Raw genomic sequence first — 18545 nt, 5'->3', positions numbered from 1 at the left:
GCCGGCTCAGGCGGCGCTATCCTCTCCATCGTTGCCCGGGGAGAGCAGAGTCTCCGTGATGGCCTCACCAAGGCGTTCGAACAGCGCCTCGGCGGGCGCGCCCTCGTCCATGCCTTCGATACAGGCGGCAACCACGATCGCCTCATCCGGGGCATCGGGACGAATCACGCCCATATGACAGGCGCGTTTATGCTGGGTGCCGGTTTTCTGGATAAAGCTCACGTCCCGGGGCAGGCCGGCTTCCAGTCGGTAGCTGTCGTAGGTGTCGATCTTGAGATTGTCGAACAGCAGCGCACGGTGCTCGTCGTTGATCAGATCGCCGCGGACCAGCGCGGCCAGCAGGTCGGCGTAACCGCTGAGCGTGGCACTGTTGACGCGCGTGTCGTAGTAGCGCGCGTAGGCAGTGGTCATGTCATCAGTCTCGAGCGTGTCGCGTTCGACCTCGAGCGCGCGCGTGAGTGCTGCCACGCGCTCATCGCCGATCGGGGCCGAGGCGATTTCAATGAGCTGGTCGCGGTCAAGTTCACGGGCCTCCGGGTGAATCTCGCCGTACACCCCATAACGCACCTCGGCCAGCGTGGTCATCGGCTCAAAGTCGCTGCTGCCGAAAAAGCCCTGTCGCGTCATGCGCTGGAGACGGTCGTTGAGCGCGTCCACGCCGATGGCTTCGATCAGCATGTCGGTGGCGACGTTGTCGCTGTCGATCAGCATGCGCTCGAGCAGATTGGAGAGGCTGTAGGCTTGGCCGGGGTCGACCCAGAGTAGGTCGCCGGCGCCGTCGATGCGCTGGGAGGCTTCAAGCGTGAGCTCGTCATCCAGTGAGCGTTCGCCGTCCTCGACCTGCTGAAGCAGTGCGATGGCGACGGGCACCTTGACCGCCGAGGAGAGATACCAGAGCCGGTCGCCCCGGTGGTCGAGTCGAGTATCGTCAGCAAGGCGGTGAACATGCACGCCCAGCGTGCCTTCGGCCTCGTTATCAAGCGCTGTGACGCGCTCGTCCAGACGCTGCACCCAGTCGTCATCGGCGCGCGTGTCATCCGCCTGAACAGGGGCGCCGGACAGCAGCAGACCGGCCGTCACCAGTGACCCGATTCGGGTCGATAGAAAGCGTGTCATGTTTGTTCTCATTGTTCATGGTGGATGATTGACGTCCGGGCCCGATCCGGACGTGATATCAGCGAAAGACGCCGGACTGCTGGATGGCCTGACCCACCTCCTTGAGCGCCTGTTCCGAGCGCGCCAGCGACAGCGAGCCGCGGGTGCAGGCCACTACCGCCACGTGTTGCGGGCCGTCGTCCCTGTCATGGATGGCGATGCCGCCGTCGCAAAAGCGCCCGCGCTGGGTGCCGGTCTTGTGGGCAAAGGTCACCGTGTCGGGCCAGCTCGCTCGCAGACGGTTGGTGCCCGTGCGGGTGCGTGCCATGACGCTTATCAGCGCATCGGTGCTTTCGGGCGACAGCGTCTCGCCGCGTGCCAGGCGTGTGAGCAGCCGGTCCATGGCGTCAAGCCGGGCGCTGTTGAGGCCGGTGGCGTAGTAGCCTTCAAACGCCTCGCTTAAATCGCGGGCGCGAAAATCGCTGACCGGTACGCCAATGAAACGGCTGATCGCTGCCAGACGGGCCTTTTCTTCGCGGGCCTTGCGAATATCAACGAACTCGAGGCCGTCGAGTGCCATGGCGTTGGGGTGAAACTCGCTGTAAGCGTAGCGACGCACATCGGCAAGCGTTGTGATGCGCTCGAAGCCTTCCGGCACCAGTTCAGCCAGATGCTCATTGACGCGCTCGGCCCCGACGCGGCGAATCAGCATGTCAGTGGCGGTATTGTCGCTGCGGGTGATCATCTGCTCGAGCAGCCAGCGCAGGCTTAGCTGTTCGCCCGCCGCGTGCCAGTTGGTTTCACCGGCGCCGTCCACATAGTCGCTGCGCTCAAGGGTCATGGTGTCATCAAGATGGAGCCGGCCGGCATCGACCTCGTCCATCAGCGCCAGGGCCACCGGCACCTTGACCATCGAGGCCAGATACCACGTTTGTTCACCGTGAAAGGAGAAGCGGCTGCCATCGTTAAGATCATGCACGACCACGCCGATTTCGCCCGGGTAGGCGGCATTGATGCGCTCGATGTCGGCGGTGAGGCGCCCGGGCCATTCGGCCCGGGGGCGGGCATCGACATGTTCATCCAGCGACTGCGCCGTGACCTGCGCCGGCAGGGGGGCAAGCAGTAGCAGGGCGGTCATGAGCGCCACTGGATAAGGACGGCTCGGTTTCAAAATGGACAATAGGGTGGTGCGACAGAGTGCATCCATACGGCTTTGAACTTCCATGACAACGGGTGTGCTGTTATTGGCGCAAGGTGTCATGGGAGTATAGAGAGCAGACTCGCCTGTGACGTCCGGCCTCAGGCGCACTTAAGACATCCCGCAAATACTCCCGATGATCCGGGAGACGTATCAAAAGACCTTCGGGTCCGGAAACAGGATTTCATGCAGATATCACGTCACATCACCATCGATGACAGCGAGTTTGAGCTTCGCGCCATTCGCGCCCAGGGTGCCGGCGGTCAGAACGTCAACAAGGTGGCCTCGGCCATTCATCTGCGCATGGACATACAGCAAAGCAGTCTTGCGCAGGAGTACAAGGACCGGCTGCTCTCGCTCAGCGATCACCGCATTACCTCAAGCGGATTGATCATCATCAAGGCGCAGTCCCATCGCACCCAGGAGCTCAATCGCCAGGAGGCGTTGATGCGCCTTCGTGCGCTGATCAAGTCGGTGATCTACACAGCCCGGCCGCGCAAGGCGACAAGGCCGACGCTCGGGTCGAAAAAGCGCCGGCTCGAAGGCAAGAAACAGCGCGGCCAGAAAAAGGCCATGCGGGGCCGGGTGGATCACTAAGACGAAAGAGGGCCCCGCAATGAAGGGCGATGCCGGCATATCCGAGTGTTTCACCTGGGATTGTCGGCGGGTGAGGGTTTATACTGTCGCTCGATCATGACATCGCCGATGCAGCAGGCGGTGTCGGCAGGGAACGGACAGGAGACAAGCAGTGCTCGAAACAGTCAAACATGTAGTGGCCGTCGCCTCCGGCAAGGGCGGTGTGGGCAAGTCCACCGTCACCGTCAACCTGGCGCTGGCCATGGCCGCTCAGGGTCATCGCGTGGGCCTTCTGGACGCCGACATTTACGGCCCCAGCCAGGCGCAGATGCTGGGCATCGAGCCCGGCACCCGCCCCACCATGGTCGATGACAAGACCATGAAGCCGATCGAGGCGCACGGGCTGAAAATGATGTCAATGGCGGTGCTGGTCGATACCGAAACCGCCATGGTGTGGCGCGGACCGATGGTCGCCGGCGCCTTCCAGCAGCTTCTGACCCAGACCGGCTGGGGCGAGCTTGATTATCTCTTTATCGATATGCCGCCGGGCACCGGTGACATCCAGCTCACGCTGTCACAGCAGGTGCCGGTATCGGGCTCGGTGATCGTTACCACGCCGCAGGACATTGCGCTGCTGGATGCGCGCAAGGGCATCGAGATGTTTCGCAAGGTCAACGTGCCGGTGCTGGGCGTGGTCGAGAACATGAGCACCCACGTGTGCTCGAACTGCGGCCATGAAGAGGCGGTCTTCGGCGAAGGCGGCGGTGCCCGCATTGCCGCGCAGTACGACACCGAAGTGTTGGGTCGGCTGCCGCTGACCATGAGCATTCGCGAGCAGGTCGATGGCGGTCGCCCGACCGTGGTCGCCGACCCCGAAAGCGACGCTGCGCGCTCGTTCATGGCGATCAGCGCCCGCATCGATGAGCAGCTTGGCGCCAAAACGCGTGAAAGCGGCCCGTCGATCAGCTTCGGCGACTGATCAACCCGGCCTGTCACGCATCACCCGGTCGGGCTGGCGCCTTGAAGGCTTTAGCCCGGCCGGGTGCATCGGTATCATGGCCGTTTTTCGCGGCATTCAGTACGGCCATCGGCCACGTTAATGCCGCGCCACCATCCCGGTTTTATCTTTTCTATCTCAGGCATTGCGACAGGACACCCTCGTGAGCATCAAGGCAGACAAATGGATTCGCCGCATGGCGCAGGAACACGGCATGATCGAGCCGTTCGAGTACGATCAGGTCCGTCATGCCGGTGATCAGCGTGTCATCTCCTACGGGACGTCAAGCTACGGCTACGACGTGCGCTGCTCCGATGAGTTCAAGGTGTTCACCAACATCCACTCGGCCACCGTCGATCCCAAGTATTTCGACGAGAAAAGCTTTGTGGACGTGAAAGGCGATGCCTGCGTGATCCCGCCCAACTCCTTCGCGCTGGCGCGCACGGTGGAGTATTTCCGCATCCCTCGTAACGTATTGACCGTTTGCCTTGGCAAGTCGACCTACGCGCGCTGCGGCATCATCGTCAACGTCACGCCGCTGGAGCCGGAGTGGGAAGGCCACGTCACGCTCGAGTTTTCCAACACCACCAATCTGCCGGCCCGGATCTATGCCAACGAGGGCGTGGCGCAGATGCTCTTTTTCGAGTCCGATGAGGTGTGCGATACCTCCTACAAGGACCGCGGCGGCAAGTACATGGGCCAGCGCGGCGTGACGCTGCCGCGCACGTAAGCCCTGCAATGGCCCGGCTAGCCCAGATGCGTGCTGCTGCCGGGCTCTTCCTCTCGCGCCATCTCTTCCAGACCGTGCACGATGCCGCAGTCCCCGACGGGGCTGGCATGGCCGCACTTCTCCCGCAGATTCTTTAGCTGACCGTGAAGCTGGGAAAGCTCCGCAAGGCGCACCTCGACGTGATGGATGTGCTCATCGAGCAACGCGTTGATGGCCTGACAGTCACCTCGCGGGTCATCCATCAGCGCCAGCAGCGCATGGATTTCGGCATGGCTCATGGCCAGCGCCCGGCAGTTGCGGATAAAGCTCAGTCGCTTGAGATGCACCGGGCCGTAATGGCGGTAGTTGCTCTCGCTGCGGCTCGGGGCCGGCAGCAGCCCCTCGCGTTCGTAAAAGCGGATGGTCTGGCTGCTGCAGCCGGTCTCTTTTGCCAGTTCTCCAATCTTCATGGCCTGCTCCCCTGGGTGGCGTGCGCTGCTCGGTAGTTCTTGACCTTATAGTCACTATAGGGTTTTGACTGGTGACTCTCCAGGCCTGCGGGCCATCCCGAAGTTAAAAGGAGCGCGCGTGGCACATCACAGTGAGAAGTCATCGGGCAGCGTTTCTGTCTTTACGCCCGACAACAGCAGTGCATCGACGGGCGAGTATTCGCCGTGCTGCACCCCCCGGCCGCCATCCGCCTGCGGCGAATCTCAAACGCAGCCCTGCTGTGAACCTCAAACACCGTCCTCCTGCTGCGGCGCGTCGAGTGACCCGGCAGCCTCCAGCGCCACTACCGGCTGCTGTGGCGCTGATGACACCCGGGTGCCGCCTGATGATGACTCCCTCACCGGCAGCGTGCGCGAGGGCGATCAGCTGCGCACCAGCATGCGCATTGCGCAGATGTGTTGTCCGGTCGAGGAGCAGATGATCCGCAAGCGGCTATCCGCGCGAGAAGACGTTGAATGCCTGGAGTTCAACCTGTTGCAGCGGGTGTTGACCGTGGTGCACGACCCTCGGGCGCTGGAGGCTATTCTGGCCGATATTCGTGCGCTGGGGTTTGTGCCGGAGCTTGCCGACGAGCGCGGCAGGCTCGGCCGGGCAGAAGAGACGCCCGCCCCCTGGACGCCGCTGATCATGAGCGGTGTTGCCGCGTTTGCCTCCGAGGCGGTGCAGTGGATGGCAGGGCCGGTATGGCTTGCGGCGGCGCTGGCACTGGCCGCCATTGCCGGCTGCGGACTGAACACCTGGCGCAAGGGCTGGATGGCCGTGCGGCATGGCAATCTCAATATCAATGCGCTGATGAGCATTGCTGTGACCGGGGCGCTGCTGATCGGTCACTGGCCCGAAGCGGCCATGGTCATGGTGCTGTTCAATCTGGCCGAGCGTATCGAGGCGCGCTCGCTGGCCCGGGCCCGACATGCCATTGAGGATCTGATGAAGCTGGCCCCCGAGGTCGCCACCGTGCGCCTGGACGATGGCCGCTGGGAAGAAAGGCCGGTGGCGGATATCGCGGTGGGGGCGCTGATTCGGGTACGCCCCGGGGAGCGTATCGGGCTGGATGGCGAGGTAGTGTCCGGCACCTCCAGCGTCAATCAGGCACCGATCACCGGCGAGAGCATGCCGGTCGACAAGGCGCCGGGAGAGAGTGTTTACGCCGGGACCATCGTGGACGCCGGCGAGCTCGAGTGTCGGGTCACCAGTGCGGCCGATGACTCGACGCTGGCGCGCATTATCAGTGCCGTCGAGCAGGCGCAGAGCGAACGGGCACCCACGCAGCGTTTCATTTATCGCTTCGCGCGCATCTACACGCCTGCGGTGGTTGCGATGGCGGCGCTGCTGGCGGTACTGCCGCCGCTGCTGGTTGGCGGCGGCTGGCTCGACTGGATCTACCGGGCGCTGGTGCTTCTGGTCATCGCCTGCCCCTGTGCGCTGGTGATCTCCACGCCGGTGACCGTGGTGACAGGGCTGGCCAACGCGGCCCGCCGCGGCATCCTGATCAAGGGCGGGGTCTATCTGGAAGAGGGGCGCCGGCTGGGCTGGGTCGCGCTGGACAAGACCGGCACGCTGACCCATGGCCGGCCGCAGCAGACCCATGCCGTGGTGCTCGACGGCGCGCAGGCGTCACCAACGGCGTCGCTGGTGCTCGGCCTTGCCCAGCGCTCGGATCACCCGGTGTCCATGGCACTGGCCCGTGCCGGGGAGGCCGAGGGTACGGTGCCCGCGCCCTTTGAGGCCATCGAAGCGCTGCCGGGGCGAGGCATCACCGGTCTCAGCGAGGGCCGGCGCTACTGGCTGGGCCATCAGGCGCTGGTGCGTGAGCGCGGCTGTCTGAACGAGGCGCTTCAGGCACGGCTCGAGACCCTTGAGCGTGAAGGGCGCACGGTGGTGGTGCTGATGGATGAGACCCGAGCACTCGCCTTTTACGCCGTGGCCGATACGCTCAGGGCCACCAGCCGCGACGCGGTGAACGAGCTGCACCGTCTGGGCGTTCGCACCCTGATGCTGACTGGAGACAACCCCCATGCTGCCGACGCCATCGGGCGCAGTGTCGGCATCGATCGCATTGAAAGCGCGCTGATGCCGCAGGACAAGCTCTCGCACCTCGAGGCGCTGTCAGGGCAGGGGCGTGTGGCCATGATCGGTGACGGCATCAACGATGCCCCGGCACTGGCGCGCGCCGATATCGGCTTTGCCATGGGCGCCATGGGCACCGACAGCGCGATCGAAACGGCCGACGTGGCGCTCATGGATGACGATCTGCGCAAGGTAGCGGCCTTCATCCGCTTGTCGCGGGCGACCCACCGCATCCTGATGCAGAACATCGCGCTGGCGCTGGGCATCAAGGCGGTGTTTCTCGCCCTCACCGTGGCAGGAATGGGAACCCTGTGGATGGCCGTATTTGCCGACGTGGGCGCCAGCGTCCTGGTGGTGCTCAACGGGTTGCGGCTGCTGCGCCACGAGGCAAAGAGTGGTCAGGAAAACGCCGGCGCTGTCACCCCGACCAAGGTCTCGATGGGGGCGCAGGCCTGAATGTGACATTTTGATGACATCGCGATGACAGTCGTCAGATCCCTGGGTAACGGCAGGGCGACACTGCCGCGTGATTTCAGTCACCTATGTCGAGGCATTCATGTTCTCCATCTTCAAGGCCGGGCGTCCCGGTAAGTCGCTTCCCGAAGCGGATATCGATGGCACTTACAAGCGTCTTCGCTGGCAGATCTTTGCCGGCATCTTCATCGGCTATGCCGGTTACTATCTGGTACGAAAGAACTTTACCCTGGCCATTCCGAGTCTGGTGGAGCAGGGCTACTCCCGCGGAGATCTGGGACTGGCGCTGGCGGGCGTATCGATTGCCTACGGTATTTCCAAGTTTTTGATGGGGGCGGTATCGGACCGCTCCAATCCACGTTATTTCCTGCCGGCAGGGCTTTTATGCTCGGCGCTGATCATGTTTTTGTTCGGTTTTTCGGAGTGGGCGACCTCCAGCATTGCCATCATGTTTGTGCTGTTGTTTCTCAACGGCTGGGTACAGGGCATGGGCTGGCCGCCGTGCGGGCGTACCATGGTGCACTGGTGGTCAAAAAGCGAGCGCGGCAGCATCGTATCGGTCTGGAACGTGGCGCATAACGTGGGCGGCGGTCTGATCGGGCCCTTGTTCATACTGGGCATGGCCTGGTTCAACGACTGGCGCTCGGCTTTTTATGTGCCGGCGGCCGTGGCGGTGGGCGTAGCCGTCTTTGCGCTTTTGACCATGCGCGATACGCCGCAGACCTGCGGTCTGCCGCCGATCGAAAAGTACAAGAATGACTATCCGGAAGGCTACGATGAAAGCCACGAGCGCGAGTTTTCCGCTCGCGAAATCTTTGTTGAGCACGTGCTGAAAAATCGCCTTTTGTGGTTTATCGCACTCGCCAACGTCTTCGTCTATCTGCTGCGCTACGGCGTGCTCGACTGGGCACCGACCTATCTGCAGGAGGTCAAGCACTTCACGGTCGACAAGTCTTCGTGGGCCTACTTTCTCTATGAGTGGGCGGGCATCCCGGGCACGCTGTTGTGCGGTTGGCTCTCCGACAAGCTGTTTCGTGGCAACCGCGGGGCGACCGGCATCTGCTTCATGGCGCTGGTGACGGTGTTTACCGCCCTTTACTGGCTCAATCCGCCCGGCAACCCGACCATCGATATGCTGTGTCTGATCGCCATCGGCTTTTTGATCTACGGACCCGTCATGCTGATCGGGCTGCACGCCCTTGAGCTGGTGCCCAAAAAGGCCGCCGGGACCGCGGCCGGGTTTACAGGGCTTTTTGGCTATCTCGGTGGCTCGGTCGCGGCCAGCGCCATGGTGGGCTACACGGTGGACCATTACGGCTGGGATGGCGGTTTCATGCTGCTGCTGGCCGCCTGTGTGTTGGCTATCGTCCTGCTCTCCCTGACGCTGCGCAAGCCGGCCGCCAAACACGCTGACTGATCCTGAATGACCGGCCCCGCGGGCCGGTCATGACAGCGTGGCACCACTGATGTCCGAAAGCGCCAGTTTGAGCGAACGCTCGAGTGTCGCGCCGTGGTCCAGGCCCTCGAGCACTTCAAAACGTGCGTCAAGTCCGGGCGCGCTGTCCATCCGGTGCGCCAGCGCCGCCAGCTGATCGTTGACTTGCTTATCGCTGCCGCCGTTGGCGTAGGGGCCGCGGCGGTTGAGTTCGGCATCGCCGCGCATTAACAGCACGCTGCCGTGCCGGTCCGGCGGCCATTGAAACCGGCCCGCTTCCTCCAGGACCTGATAGCCGTTCCAGTGAAGCGTGGGGCTTGCCACATACCAGTGATCAAACAGGGCCGGGCGGGTGAACAGCGCATGCATGACAAACAACCCGCCAAAGGAGTGTCCCCAGATCGCGCGATTTGACGTGTTGATGGGAAGGTCGCGTTCGGCCTCCGCCATGAGGGTGTCATTGAGCAGGCCGATGAAATCATCGGCCCCACCGCCGCGGCGTTCGGGGTGGCGGTCATTGACGATTGGCGCCTGATCCGACCGCTTCGGGGTGTAGTCCCATTGACGCGCTTCGACGTCAAAGCGCGCGTCCGTGTCATAGCCCAGCGCGATCAGCACCGCTGGCTCGGCGTCGTCCATGGCTTTCAGGTCCTGCTCATCGAGTTCCGCCAGTGCGGCATTGCCATCAAGCAGATAGATCGGCGTGTAGCCGGCTTCAGGAGGCGCCTTTCTGGGGACAGCGACAGTGATGCGGTAGTGGCGCTGGCCGTCGGCGCTGGTAAGTCGATGCACCCGAAAGTCATACACCTTCGAGCCTTTCTCGACAATGCCGGGCGGCAGCGGCTCGTTGAAGTCGGGGCCCGGGCGCGCGGACGCCGGAAGTGACCAGAGGGCGCCGGGGAGAAGGGCCAGCAGGGCCGTGTGTGTCGCGCCCTTGAGCACGCGACGTCGGGTGCCATCGCAGGCAGGAAGCTGTGTCATGTGGTCTCGCAACAATTCATGGTATCCCTGTGACCGCGCCACCGGGCATTTGCTCCGAGGGCGCGGTCGTCATTTTCTCCGGGAAGGGCGCGAGAATCAAAACGACGCGGTCAGCGATGAATAGATGGCGCGTCCCGGTTCGTTGTAGGTCGCAGCGCCGGCACTGCTGCTGTTGCCCTCGCGATAGAGACGCTTGTTGAACACGTTGTTGACGCCAAAGCTGCCGCGCAGATGGTCGTTGAAGGTGTAGCCCACGTTAAAGCCCACGACGCTGTAGGGCGAGAGGCTGTCATCGTTGACGCCGCTGTCTGCCTGAGTGCGCGAGTTGGGCTGCGAGGGCGCTTCCTGCTTGCCGTAGGCGGTCCAGTAGAGCTGGGTATTGAGCCGCTCGCTCAGCGTCCAGTCCAGCGTCGAATTGAGCGTGAACTCCGGGATGATGGACAGCGGATCGCCTGTTTTCCTGTCTTCGGACTCGATCATGTACGTGACGTTGTTGCTCCACAAAAGGCTATCGGTCAGCGGAATCTGCAGGTTGCCTTCCAGGCCCTGTACCACGGCGCGCTCGGCGTTGCGCCACTGCAGCACATCCGTACCGCCACCGGTCACGGCGACCGGGTTCAGCCCGGAGACGATCTTGTCCTTATAGTCGTTTCGAAAATAGGTCAGCCCCGCCACCAGATCCCTGTCGCGGTATTCGATGCCGATCTCCTTGTTGATGCTGGTTTCGGCGTCGAGATCCTCGTTGCCGACCAGATAGCAGGAGTTCTGCGAGCCGACCGGACAGCCGTTGCCGCGCGAATAGAGCAGATAGTCCGGATTGGTCTGGTAGAGATTGGGCGCCTTGAAGGCGCGGGCCACGCCGGCCTTGAGCGTGATGCGGTCACCAAGTTCCTGAGAGGCGTTCAGGCTCGGGCTCCAGTTGCTGCCGGCCTCGCTGTGATGATCAAACCGCAGCCCGGGGGTGACGAGGGTGCCCGGGCGCAGCTCGATGTTGTCCTCGATATAGACGCCGCTGAGCTCGGCGCTGGTCCTGTCGCTGCCGCTGGGGGCAAAACCTGCCAGGTCGCCGGTCTCGCCGAAGCTCTGATTGGTATTGCTGGGGTCTTCCAGCGTGTCCCGGTTCCACTCGCCGCCGAAGGTAATGACCTGCTCAAACATCCGGCTGGTGTAGTAATCCGCCTCGGCGCTGGCGCGATAGGAGTTGAATTCGCTGCTGGCGTAGTCGGCCTGTTCATCGCCACCGCCGATGGTGCCCTCAAATCGCCCGGCAGTGCCTTCGTTGAGCCGGGTATTGCGCGTGCGCTCGTACTGCGCGCTCACGCGGGTATCCATGTCGTCCCAGGCGCCGGTGTGGGTCAGGGCAACGTTCTGGCGATAGAGGCGGTTGGTTTCGGCGCCGCCGTTGGCCAGACCCTCGGTCAGGTCGGTGCGCTGGTTGTTCTGCGAGTCGCCGGTATAGATGTTGCCCTGGCGCGAATAGCCCATCTCGAGATCGAGCAGCTGCGCATCGGTGGCCTGCCAGGAGAGCACCGCGTTGATGTCGCGGTTGCGCACGCCTTCACGACCTGCCGAGTTATTGATCACGTCATCATTGAGCGCATCGGCGTTGATATCGGCATCGTCGGCCTCGGTCTTGTTGGCGCTGCCGTAGAGGCGCAGGCTCACATCCTCTGTCAGGGGGCCGGCCAGGTTGAAGTTGGCCCGCCGAGTGGCGCCTTCCTCGCTGCTGGTCGGGGTGCTGGTAAAGGTTGTGACCGAGCCCATCCACTGTTCGGTGGCGCGTTTGGTGATGATATTGACCACGCCGCCGGCCGCACCCGAGCCGTAGCGTGCGGCGGCCGGGCCGCGCAGTACTTCGATGCGCTCCACCATTTCCGGCGGGACCCAGTTGGTATCGCCTCGCGAGTCGCGCTCGCCGCGCCAGCCGTAGCGCACCGAGTTGCGCGAGCTGACCGGCTTGCCATCGATCAGCACCAGGGTGTTTTCCGGGCCCATGCCGCGAATGTCGATCTGGCGGTTGTTGCCGCGCTGGCCCGACGCGCTGTTGCCGGTGAGGTTGACCCCCGGCATGCGGCGGATGATGTCGGAGAGGTCGTTGGTCGGCGGGCGCTTTTCGATGTCTTCGCTGGTAATGATGGATACGCCCGGTGCCTGTTTGAGCGTCTGTTCAGCGGTTCCCAGCACCACCATCTCTTCCATGTCATCGGTGGTATCGGCGGTAAGGGCCGGTGCCGGGGCATCGGCCGTGGTGGCCTCGCTTTCAAGCTGCTGGCGCGTATCGTTTAAAGACTGCGCGCCAGCAAGGACCGGGGTTACATGAAGCATGGGGGCGGTAATCGCCAGCGCAATGGCAAATGTTGTGGTGTGGCCTGACGTTGAACGTGACATCCCTTGAATTGTTCCCTGTTATGTCGTGCCGATCGTGGAGAGCTGGTTGGACCGGTCATGGTTTTTGGCGCCGTCAGAGGTTTTTGTTGTCGGCGCGTTGTTACGAAATATAATGTTAATTATTATCATTTGCGAGTAAAGTCTTTTGACTTTGCTTAAATATCATTGAGTTAAGTTTTATAAAAGCCGAAGGCCGGGCACCGTTCGGTACCGGTAGCAGATTTCAACGTCTCAGGGGAACAGGAAGGATCATGGGCAAGAGAGCGGTTTCACGACAGGGGGCTGTCGCAGTGGCAGCAGGTGCACTGGTCGTCATGCTGGGTGTCGGCGTGTTCAATCCGGTGATGGCAGAACAAAACGGTAGTACTCAGGCACAGTCCGGCGTTCACATCGCTAAAAACGTGCAGCTGGGCGGCAGTCTCTATGAGCTGGTATTCGACCCCGACACCCGCCAGGTGCTAGTGGCCGACGCCGGCGGCCGGGACGAAAGCGCACAAAGCTATCTCTACCGGCTGGACGCTTCCACGCTGGAGGTTGTCGAGCGCATCGCGCTGACCGAACAGATTCATGGGCTGGCCCTCGATCAGCAGCGCGACGTGCTGTACATGGTCAATACCCGCGGCGGTACGCTCACCGCACTGGATGCCAAAAGCGGCGAGACCCTCAAGACCCTGACACTGGTGGATGACGCCGCCCGCGAAGGGAACAAGCGCCCACCGCAGCCGCGTCTGGCGGCCGTGGATGAAAAGCGCAATCTGATCTATGTGACCGGCGTGGCAGACGAGGGCGTGGTGTGGGTGGTCAACGGCGAGGACATGACGCTTGCCGACACGTTCGAGAACGTGGGTGCCCAGCCTGCCGGGCTGGCACTGGACCACGAGCATCAGCGCATCTTTGTGACGCTTCTGGGCGAGAACCGGGTCGCGGCCATCGATACCGACAGCGGCGAGGTGGCCAGGACTTATGATCTGAGCGTCGAGGGGGCCATCAATATCGTGTTTGATTCGCGCCATCAGCGCCTGCTGGTGACCGGTCAGAAAAGCGGTGAGCTGGAAGTGCTGGATGCACAGAGCGGGGAGTCCCTGCACCGGGTGAGCACCGGCGACGGGGCACTGGATATCGGTCTTGATGACGCCGCCGGGCGTATCTATGTCACCAATCGCGGTGCCGGAACGGTCAGCGTGCTGGACGCCGAAAGCCTTGAAGTGGTCGCAACGCTTGAGACCGGCCCGCATCCCAACAGCATTGCCATCGACCCCGACAGTCACGATGTCTTCGTGACCAATCGCGCCTCGCGAGAATCTGCTGACGACCCGCGTGGCAACTCGGTCTCGCTGATTCAGCCCTGATGGGGTCTGCCGGCCCCGTCACCAGCGGGGCCGGCACGATCTGCTCCGATGGCGGGGCCCGCTCCAGGCCTTGTGACCTGACCGTGATTCTTGAGAATCATTTTCATTCATGTGCTAGTCTTCGAGGCACGTTCAACACCGTCTTTTATTGTGGGAATTGCTCATGCCAACAACATCTTCTCGTCGCGTTCGTGTCCTGCAGGGGGCGCTCATTGCGCTGGGGCTTGTCACCCTGTCGGCGCCCTGGGCGGTGGCCGGTGAGCAGCCGACTCAGCAGCAGGCAGCACAGCAGCAGGACGCCTCGGATCACATCGTGGCGCAAAAGGACATTGCCAAGGGGCTTTACGAGCTGGTGTTCAGCCCGTCGCAGCAGTCGATCTATGTTGCCGCCACCGGTGGTTTCGGTGAAGGCGCCAGCGACAACTACGGCGAGGGAGAGGGCGGCCGCATCTATCGGCTGGATGCCCAGACGCTGGAAGTCGAAGACACCATTGCACTGGATCAAAAGCCCTTCGGTCTGGCGTTGAACGAGAAGACCCATACCCTGTTTGTCGGCCACACGCTGGACAAGAGCGTCACGGCCATCAATCTGGAAGACAACACGACCCGGCATCTGGCACTGGCCACCGAGGCGGAAAAGGCTCAGGCCAAAGAGGACGATGTCTTCGGGCCCAATCCGCGCCAGCTCAGCGTCGATGAGCAGACCAATACCCTTTATGTGACCGGGGTGGGCGACAAGAGCGTGCTGTGGATCATCGATGGTGACCACCTTACCCTGACCGACACTGTGGAAGGGTTTGGCACCTGGGCGACGGGCCTGGCCGTGGATCACGACGGCCGGCGCATCTATGTCTCCACCATGAAGGACAACGCCGTGCGCGCGGTCGACATGGACAGCCATGAGATCGTCGAGCAGTGGCCTACCGGCGGCAAGGGGCCGCTGAATCTGGCACTTGACAGTGAGCAGCATCAGCTCTACGTCACCAATGCCGACAGCGGCAATGTCACGGTGCTGGATACACAAAACGGCAGAGTGACGGACACGCTGGAAAGCGGTGAAGGGGCGCTGGCGCTGATGCTGGAAGGGGATCGCCTGTACGTCACCAACCGCAAGGCGCAAACGGTGACCGTTTATGACCGGGAAAGCCACAAGCTGCTGGATACCGTTGAGACGCCCCTGATGCCCAACAGTCTGGCGGCAATCTCGGGGACTTCCGGGGCCTATGTATCACTCAAGCAGGCGCTGGACGATAACCATCAGACCGACAAGCCCGACAGCGTGATCCATATCAAACCCTGATGGTGTCACGAGTGGCGGCTCTCATGAGCTGAAGTCTGCATTGAAACGGCCTCCCGAATGGGAGGCCGCTTTGTGTTCAGGCCGTCTTCCGGGCAGGCCGCGATCCGGCATGATTTGTCGTCATTGCAGGGCGCGCTGCCTTCGACATCGCCTAGCTGTCGGTATCCGTGTCGCTATCGGCGCTCCCGCCGCTGTTCACACTGCCACCGCTGTCTACGCTTCCACCGCTGTCGGCGCTGTCGGCGCTGTCGGCGCTGTCGGCGCTGGTACCGTTGGCCGTGCCGGTATCGTTATCGGTATTGGCGTCGGTATCGCTGTTCGCATCGCCGCTGATATCGGTATCGCCTTCAGAGTCAGCGACGCTGGGGGCGCCGAAGTCATCGGTATGCTGCTGGTTGCCGGCACCGTCGCTGTAGCCGTCGGGCTGTTTGCCCTGACCGGGATTGATGGCGTTGGGCGAGACGTTTTCCTGAGTGTGGCTCTGCTGTTGAACGTTGCTGCTCGTATCAACGGCCAGTGCCGGCGTGGCGGCAAGCGCCAGAATAAAGGGAGCGATCCATACTGCTTTCATGCTGTTTCTCCTGTGATCGGGTTCACCATTTAGCGTGTTCAAAACGCGCTGAACGGGGTCCCCGGATACTGCGATATCGAATGCGGGCTGTCGTCTTGCAGCCGGTAGACACAATATAGATCACAGGAAGGAAGGTGCCTGAGCAGGCAAAGGGGTCTTTAGCGTCAAAAAAGGCAGGACGGTGGAGTCGGGCAGGTTATAAACACAACAAGGGGCGCAACACCGAGTGTTGCGCCCCTGTCGATCAGCGACCGATTGATCAGGAATCCGTATCGGTGTCCGTATCGGTATCCAGATCCATATCGTCGTTGTCGGTGTCAGTATCCATGTCCAGATCGCTGTCTGTGTCCATGTCATTGTTTTGACGCGTCATGCCGTTGTTGTCGGCATCGGCATTACCCATGCCACCGGAGGTGGTGCCCTGCTGCATCTGGCCATCCTGCATCTGACCGTTATCGGTGTCAGTGTCGGTGTCCATGTCGTTGGCCAGTGCCGGAGTTGCTGCCAGTGCCAGTACGAAGGGTGCAAGCCATGTCGCTTTCATGATGTCTCTCCTGTCCTTGGTGTCTATCTCAACAGGCGCTCTTGCCTGCTGACAAAAAGCCTGGTAGGGCTTGTGAAGGAATACAAATATTCAACGGCCTGTTACCCTTGATTCACGTTAATATTTACCGTCATGTTTTTGATAATAATGAAAAATATTTTCTTAATGTGAGCTGAAATCGATTGGCGGGTTCGCCGATCCATGCGGGAACACGGCCTTTAACAGCCATCGTGCGTGTTATAACAGCGTCCCTATCGACCCCGAAAAGGTGTTTTCGTCATGGCCATTGACGCGTCCTGTCCGAACACCAGGCTGCGCCTTGTGTTCGACAACGGTCTGGTTCTCGGGCCGGGCAAGATTGATCTGCTGGAAGCCGTCAGCGAAACCGGATCCATTTCGGCCGCCGCCAGGCGTACTCACATCAGCTATCGCAAGACGCGCCATCTGATCGATGCGCTTAACGAGGCCTTCAGTCAGCCGCTGGTGCTTTCCAGCAAGGGAGGCGCTGATCATGGCGGGGCCCGACTGACGCCGCTGGGTCTTGACGTCATCGCGCGCTACCGCCGCGTCGAGCAGCAGACCCGAAGTGCGGTGGACACACATTTTGGCGATCTGATGAGCACGCTGGCACCGCTTGGTGATGACGCCGACTGACGCTGTATCGCCTGGCAATTCATTCGGATAACCGACGGTTGAAACCGCTTTGATGCGGATGTGTTTGAGCCACGTTTCTCGATGTGCAAATATAAGCACATCGGTTGGCGCCTTTCGCGTTGCCACTGCACTCACCCTTTCAAGGAAGATGATTTTTCATGCTCAGGCCCTTCGTTACCCTGGCGGCTGCCACTCTTTTATCCTGCAATGTCGCCAGTGCGGCAGAGCGTATCGATGTTCAGGCAGCCGCCTCACTGACCGATGTCATGAACACTCTGATCGAGCAGTACGAGCAGAACCACGATGTGGATATCGTGCCGGTGTATGCCTCTTCCTCGACGCTGGCACGTCAGATCGCCCAGGGCGCACCGGCGGATGTTTATCTCTCCGCCAACGAAAAATGGATGGACTGGCTGGAAGACCAGGGGGAACCGGTTCATGAGCGACGCGATCTGCTCAACAACCGCCTGGCGCTGATCACGGCAGATGACAGCGGTATCGACGACTTCACGCCGGACAGCGACCATCTGCTGGCACACTATCTCGACAAGGGAGATCGCATCGCGGTAGGGGACCCGGCGCACGTGCCGGCCGGTATCTATACGCAGCAGGCCCTGGCGCATCAGGGGCAGTGGCAGACACTCGAGCCTCGCCTGGCCCGCGCCAGTGACGTGCGCGGCGCACTGGCGCTGGTCGAGCGTGGCGAGACGCCGCTGGGCGTGGTTTATGCCACCGATGCCATGGCGGGCGAGCACGTGCATCAACTGGGGCTTTTCCCGGCCAACAGCCATGACCCGATTACCTATCCGGCCGCACTGATCGGCAAGGAACCGAGTCCGCAGGCCCGTGCGTTTCTGCAGTGGCTGGGCAGCGACAAGGCGGCCAGTACCTTCAAGCAGTACGGGTTTGAGGTCAGCGAATCGAATGAGGCGAGCTGATCGACGCCCGACTCGCGCCGATACGAGGGCATCGATGTGCTGACACCGCTTGAAATCGAAGCCCTGCAGATCAGTCTGCAGGTCGCCGGTACGGCGCTTTTGATCATCATGGTCCCCGGCATTGCCATGGCGTGGCTGCTGGCCCGCCACGAGTTTGTCGGCAAGTCATTGCTTGATGGCATGGTTCATCTACCGCTGGTGTTGCCACCGGTGGTAGTGGGTTATCTGCTGCTGGTGGTCATGGGACGCCGCGGTGTCGTGGGCGGCTGGCTTTATGATCATCTCGGGCTGTCGCTGCCCTTTACCTGGCAGGGCGCGGCGCTGGCAGGCGGCGTCATGGCCTTTCCGCTGCTGGTGCGCGCCGTCAGGCTGTCGCTGGAAGCGGTGGACCCGCGCCTTGAGGCAGCCGCTAGAACGCTGGGCGCTTCACGGCTGCGGGTCTTTTTCACCATTACCCTGCCGCTGGCGATGCCGGGGCTGGTCACCGGCGGCGTGCTGGCCTTTGCCCGGGCGCTGTCGGAATTTGGCGCCACCATCACCTTTGCCTCCAACATCCCCGGTGAGACCCGTACGCTGCCGCTGGCGCTGTACTCGCTGATCCAGACCCCCGGCATGGAAGATGCCGCAGCGCGGCTGTGCGTGATCTCGATCGTGGTGGCCATGATCTCGCTGGTCGCCTCGGAGTGGCTGGCGCGACGTACCCGGCGGCGCATGGCCGGTCGGGACAGGGGATCGCCATGACACCGACACTGCGGGGTG

17 protein-coding genes are annotated in these 18545 nt (G+C 62.2%); 10 read left to right on the top strand and 7 right to left on the bottom strand.

The genetic code is table 11. The annotated features are described in order from the left end of the window. Window positions 1–6: 6 nt before the first annotated feature. Both ACS92L_RS08630 and ACS92L_RS08625 read right to left on the bottom strand, forming a co-directional pair. A complete protein-coding gene (locus ACS92L_RS08630) occupies window positions 7–1116 on the bottom strand; it encodes a serine hydrolase (protein ID WP_438764249.1) in 1110 nt (369 codons plus the stop codon). A 58-nt stretch (window positions 1117–1174) separates the two neighbouring features. Beyond that, window positions 1175–2233: a serine hydrolase gene (locus tag ACS92L_RS08625; protein ID WP_438764247.1), complete on the bottom strand. Its 1059-nt coding sequence runs from the start codon at window positions 2231–2233 to the stop codon at window positions 1175–1177. 246 nt (window positions 2234–2479) lie between these two features. On the opposite strand from ACS92L_RS08625, the gene arfB reads away from it, so the two are divergent. From arfB to dcd, 3 genes are all read left to right on the top strand, one after another. Continuing rightward, the gene (arfB, locus tag ACS92L_RS08620; protein ID WP_438764246.1) at window positions 2480–2890 is read left to right on the top strand and encodes an alternative ribosome rescue aminoacyl-tRNA hydrolase ArfB; all 411 of its coding nucleotides are present in this window, start codon (window positions 2480–2482) and stop codon (window positions 2888–2890) included. A gap of 151 nt (window positions 2891–3041) precedes the next feature. After that, window positions 3042–3848: an iron-sulfur cluster carrier protein ApbC gene (apbC, locus tag ACS92L_RS08615; protein WP_438764245.1), complete on the top strand. Its 807-nt coding sequence runs from the start codon at window positions 3042–3044 to the stop codon at window positions 3846–3848. A 181-nt stretch (window positions 3849–4029) separates the two neighbouring features. Continuing rightward, window positions 4030–4596: a dCTP deaminase gene (dcd, locus tag ACS92L_RS08610; protein ID WP_438764244.1), complete on the top strand. Its 567-nt coding sequence runs from the start codon at window positions 4030–4032 to the stop codon at window positions 4594–4596. A gap of 17 nt (window positions 4597–4613) precedes the next feature. Here dcd and cadR read toward each other — a convergent pair whose 3' ends face one another. Continuing rightward, complete coding sequence (gene cadR / locus ACS92L_RS08605; RefSeq protein ID WP_438764243.1) at window positions 4614–5045, bottom strand: Cd(II)/Pb(II)-responsive transcriptional regulator; 432 nt, start codon at window positions 5043–5045, stop codon at window positions 4614–4616. A gap of 118 nt (window positions 5046–5163) precedes the next feature. On the opposite strand from cadR, the gene ACS92L_RS08600 reads away from it, so the two are divergent. Together ACS92L_RS08600 and glpT are read left to right on the top strand one after the other, a co-directional pair. Next, entirely contained in the window at window positions 5164–7608 is a 2445-nt protein-coding gene (locus ACS92L_RS08600) for a heavy metal translocating P-type ATPase (protein WP_438764242.1), read from the top strand. A gap of 70 nt (window positions 7609–7678) precedes the next feature. Further along, window positions 7679–9043 (top strand): glycerol-3-phosphate transporter, encoded by a 1365-nt coding sequence (gene glpT / locus ACS92L_RS08595; RefSeq protein WP_438764241.1) that lies wholly within the window; start codon window positions 7679–7681, stop codon window positions 9041–9043. A 27-nt stretch (window positions 9044–9070) separates the two neighbouring features. On the opposite strand, the gene ACS92L_RS08590 is transcribed toward glpT, so the two are convergent. Both ACS92L_RS08590 and ACS92L_RS08585 read right to left on the bottom strand, forming a co-directional pair. Further along, the gene (locus ACS92L_RS08590; RefSeq protein ID WP_438764240.1) at window positions 9071–10042 is read right to left on the bottom strand and encodes an alpha/beta hydrolase; all 972 of its coding nucleotides are present in this window, start codon (window positions 10040–10042) and stop codon (window positions 9071–9073) included. Between the two features lie 96 nt (window positions 10043–10138). Next, the gene (locus tag ACS92L_RS08585; RefSeq protein ID WP_438764239.1) at window positions 10139–12430 is read right to left on the bottom strand and encodes a FepA family TonB-dependent siderophore receptor; all 2292 of its coding nucleotides are present in this window, start codon (window positions 12428–12430) and stop codon (window positions 10139–10141) included. A 251-nt stretch (window positions 12431–12681) separates the two neighbouring features. Here ACS92L_RS08585 and ACS92L_RS08580 point away from each other — a divergent pair, with 251 nt between their 5' ends. Further along, window positions 12682–13779: a YncE family protein gene (locus ACS92L_RS08580; RefSeq protein WP_438764238.1), complete on the top strand. Its 1098-nt coding sequence runs from the start codon at window positions 12682–12684 to the stop codon at window positions 13777–13779. 163 nt (window positions 13780–13942) lie between these two features. After that, window positions 13943–15079 (top strand): YncE family protein, encoded by a 1137-nt coding sequence (locus tag ACS92L_RS08575; protein ID WP_438764236.1) that lies wholly within the window; start codon window positions 13943–13945, stop codon window positions 15077–15079. A gap of 151 nt (window positions 15080–15230) precedes the next feature. On the opposite strand, the gene ACS92L_RS08570 is transcribed toward ACS92L_RS08575, so the two are convergent. Together ACS92L_RS08570 and ACS92L_RS08565 are read right to left on the bottom strand one after the other, a co-directional pair. Continuing rightward, window positions 15231–15650 (bottom strand): hypothetical protein, encoded by a 420-nt coding sequence (locus ACS92L_RS08570; RefSeq protein WP_438764235.1) that lies wholly within the window; start codon window positions 15648–15650, stop codon window positions 15231–15233. 259 nt (window positions 15651–15909) lie between these two features. Further along, complete coding sequence (locus ACS92L_RS08565; RefSeq protein WP_438764234.1) at window positions 15910–16194, bottom strand: hypothetical protein; 285 nt, start codon at window positions 16192–16194, stop codon at window positions 15910–15912. A 279-nt stretch (window positions 16195–16473) separates the two neighbouring features. On the opposite strand from ACS92L_RS08565, the gene ACS92L_RS08560 reads away from it, so the two are divergent. From ACS92L_RS08560 to modB, 3 genes are all read left to right on the top strand, one after another. Further along, window positions 16474–16848, top strand: coding sequence for a winged helix-turn-helix domain-containing protein (locus ACS92L_RS08560; RefSeq protein WP_438764232.1), 375 nt, complete (start codon window positions 16474–16476; stop codon window positions 16846–16848). Window positions 16849–17006: 158 nt separating this feature from the next. After that, entirely contained in the window at window positions 17007–17786 is a 780-nt protein-coding gene (gene modA, locus ACS92L_RS08555; RefSeq protein WP_438764231.1) for a molybdate ABC transporter substrate-binding protein, read from the top strand. A gap of 36 nt (window positions 17787–17822) precedes the next feature. Beyond that, window positions 17823–18527: a molybdate ABC transporter permease subunit gene (modB, locus tag ACS92L_RS08550; protein ID WP_438764230.1), complete on the top strand. Its 705-nt coding sequence runs from the start codon at window positions 17823–17825 to the stop codon at window positions 18525–18527. Window positions 18528–18545: the final 18 nt, after the last annotated feature.

Origin of the sequence: Kushneria halocnemicola (assembly GCF_965650455.1) — a bacterium.
GTDB lineage: Bacteria > Pseudomonadota > Gammaproteobacteria > Pseudomonadales > Halomonadaceae > Kushneria.
The sequence above is the reverse complement of the archived record's forward strand: the minus strand, read 5'-3'. Positions and strand labels throughout refer to the sequence as shown.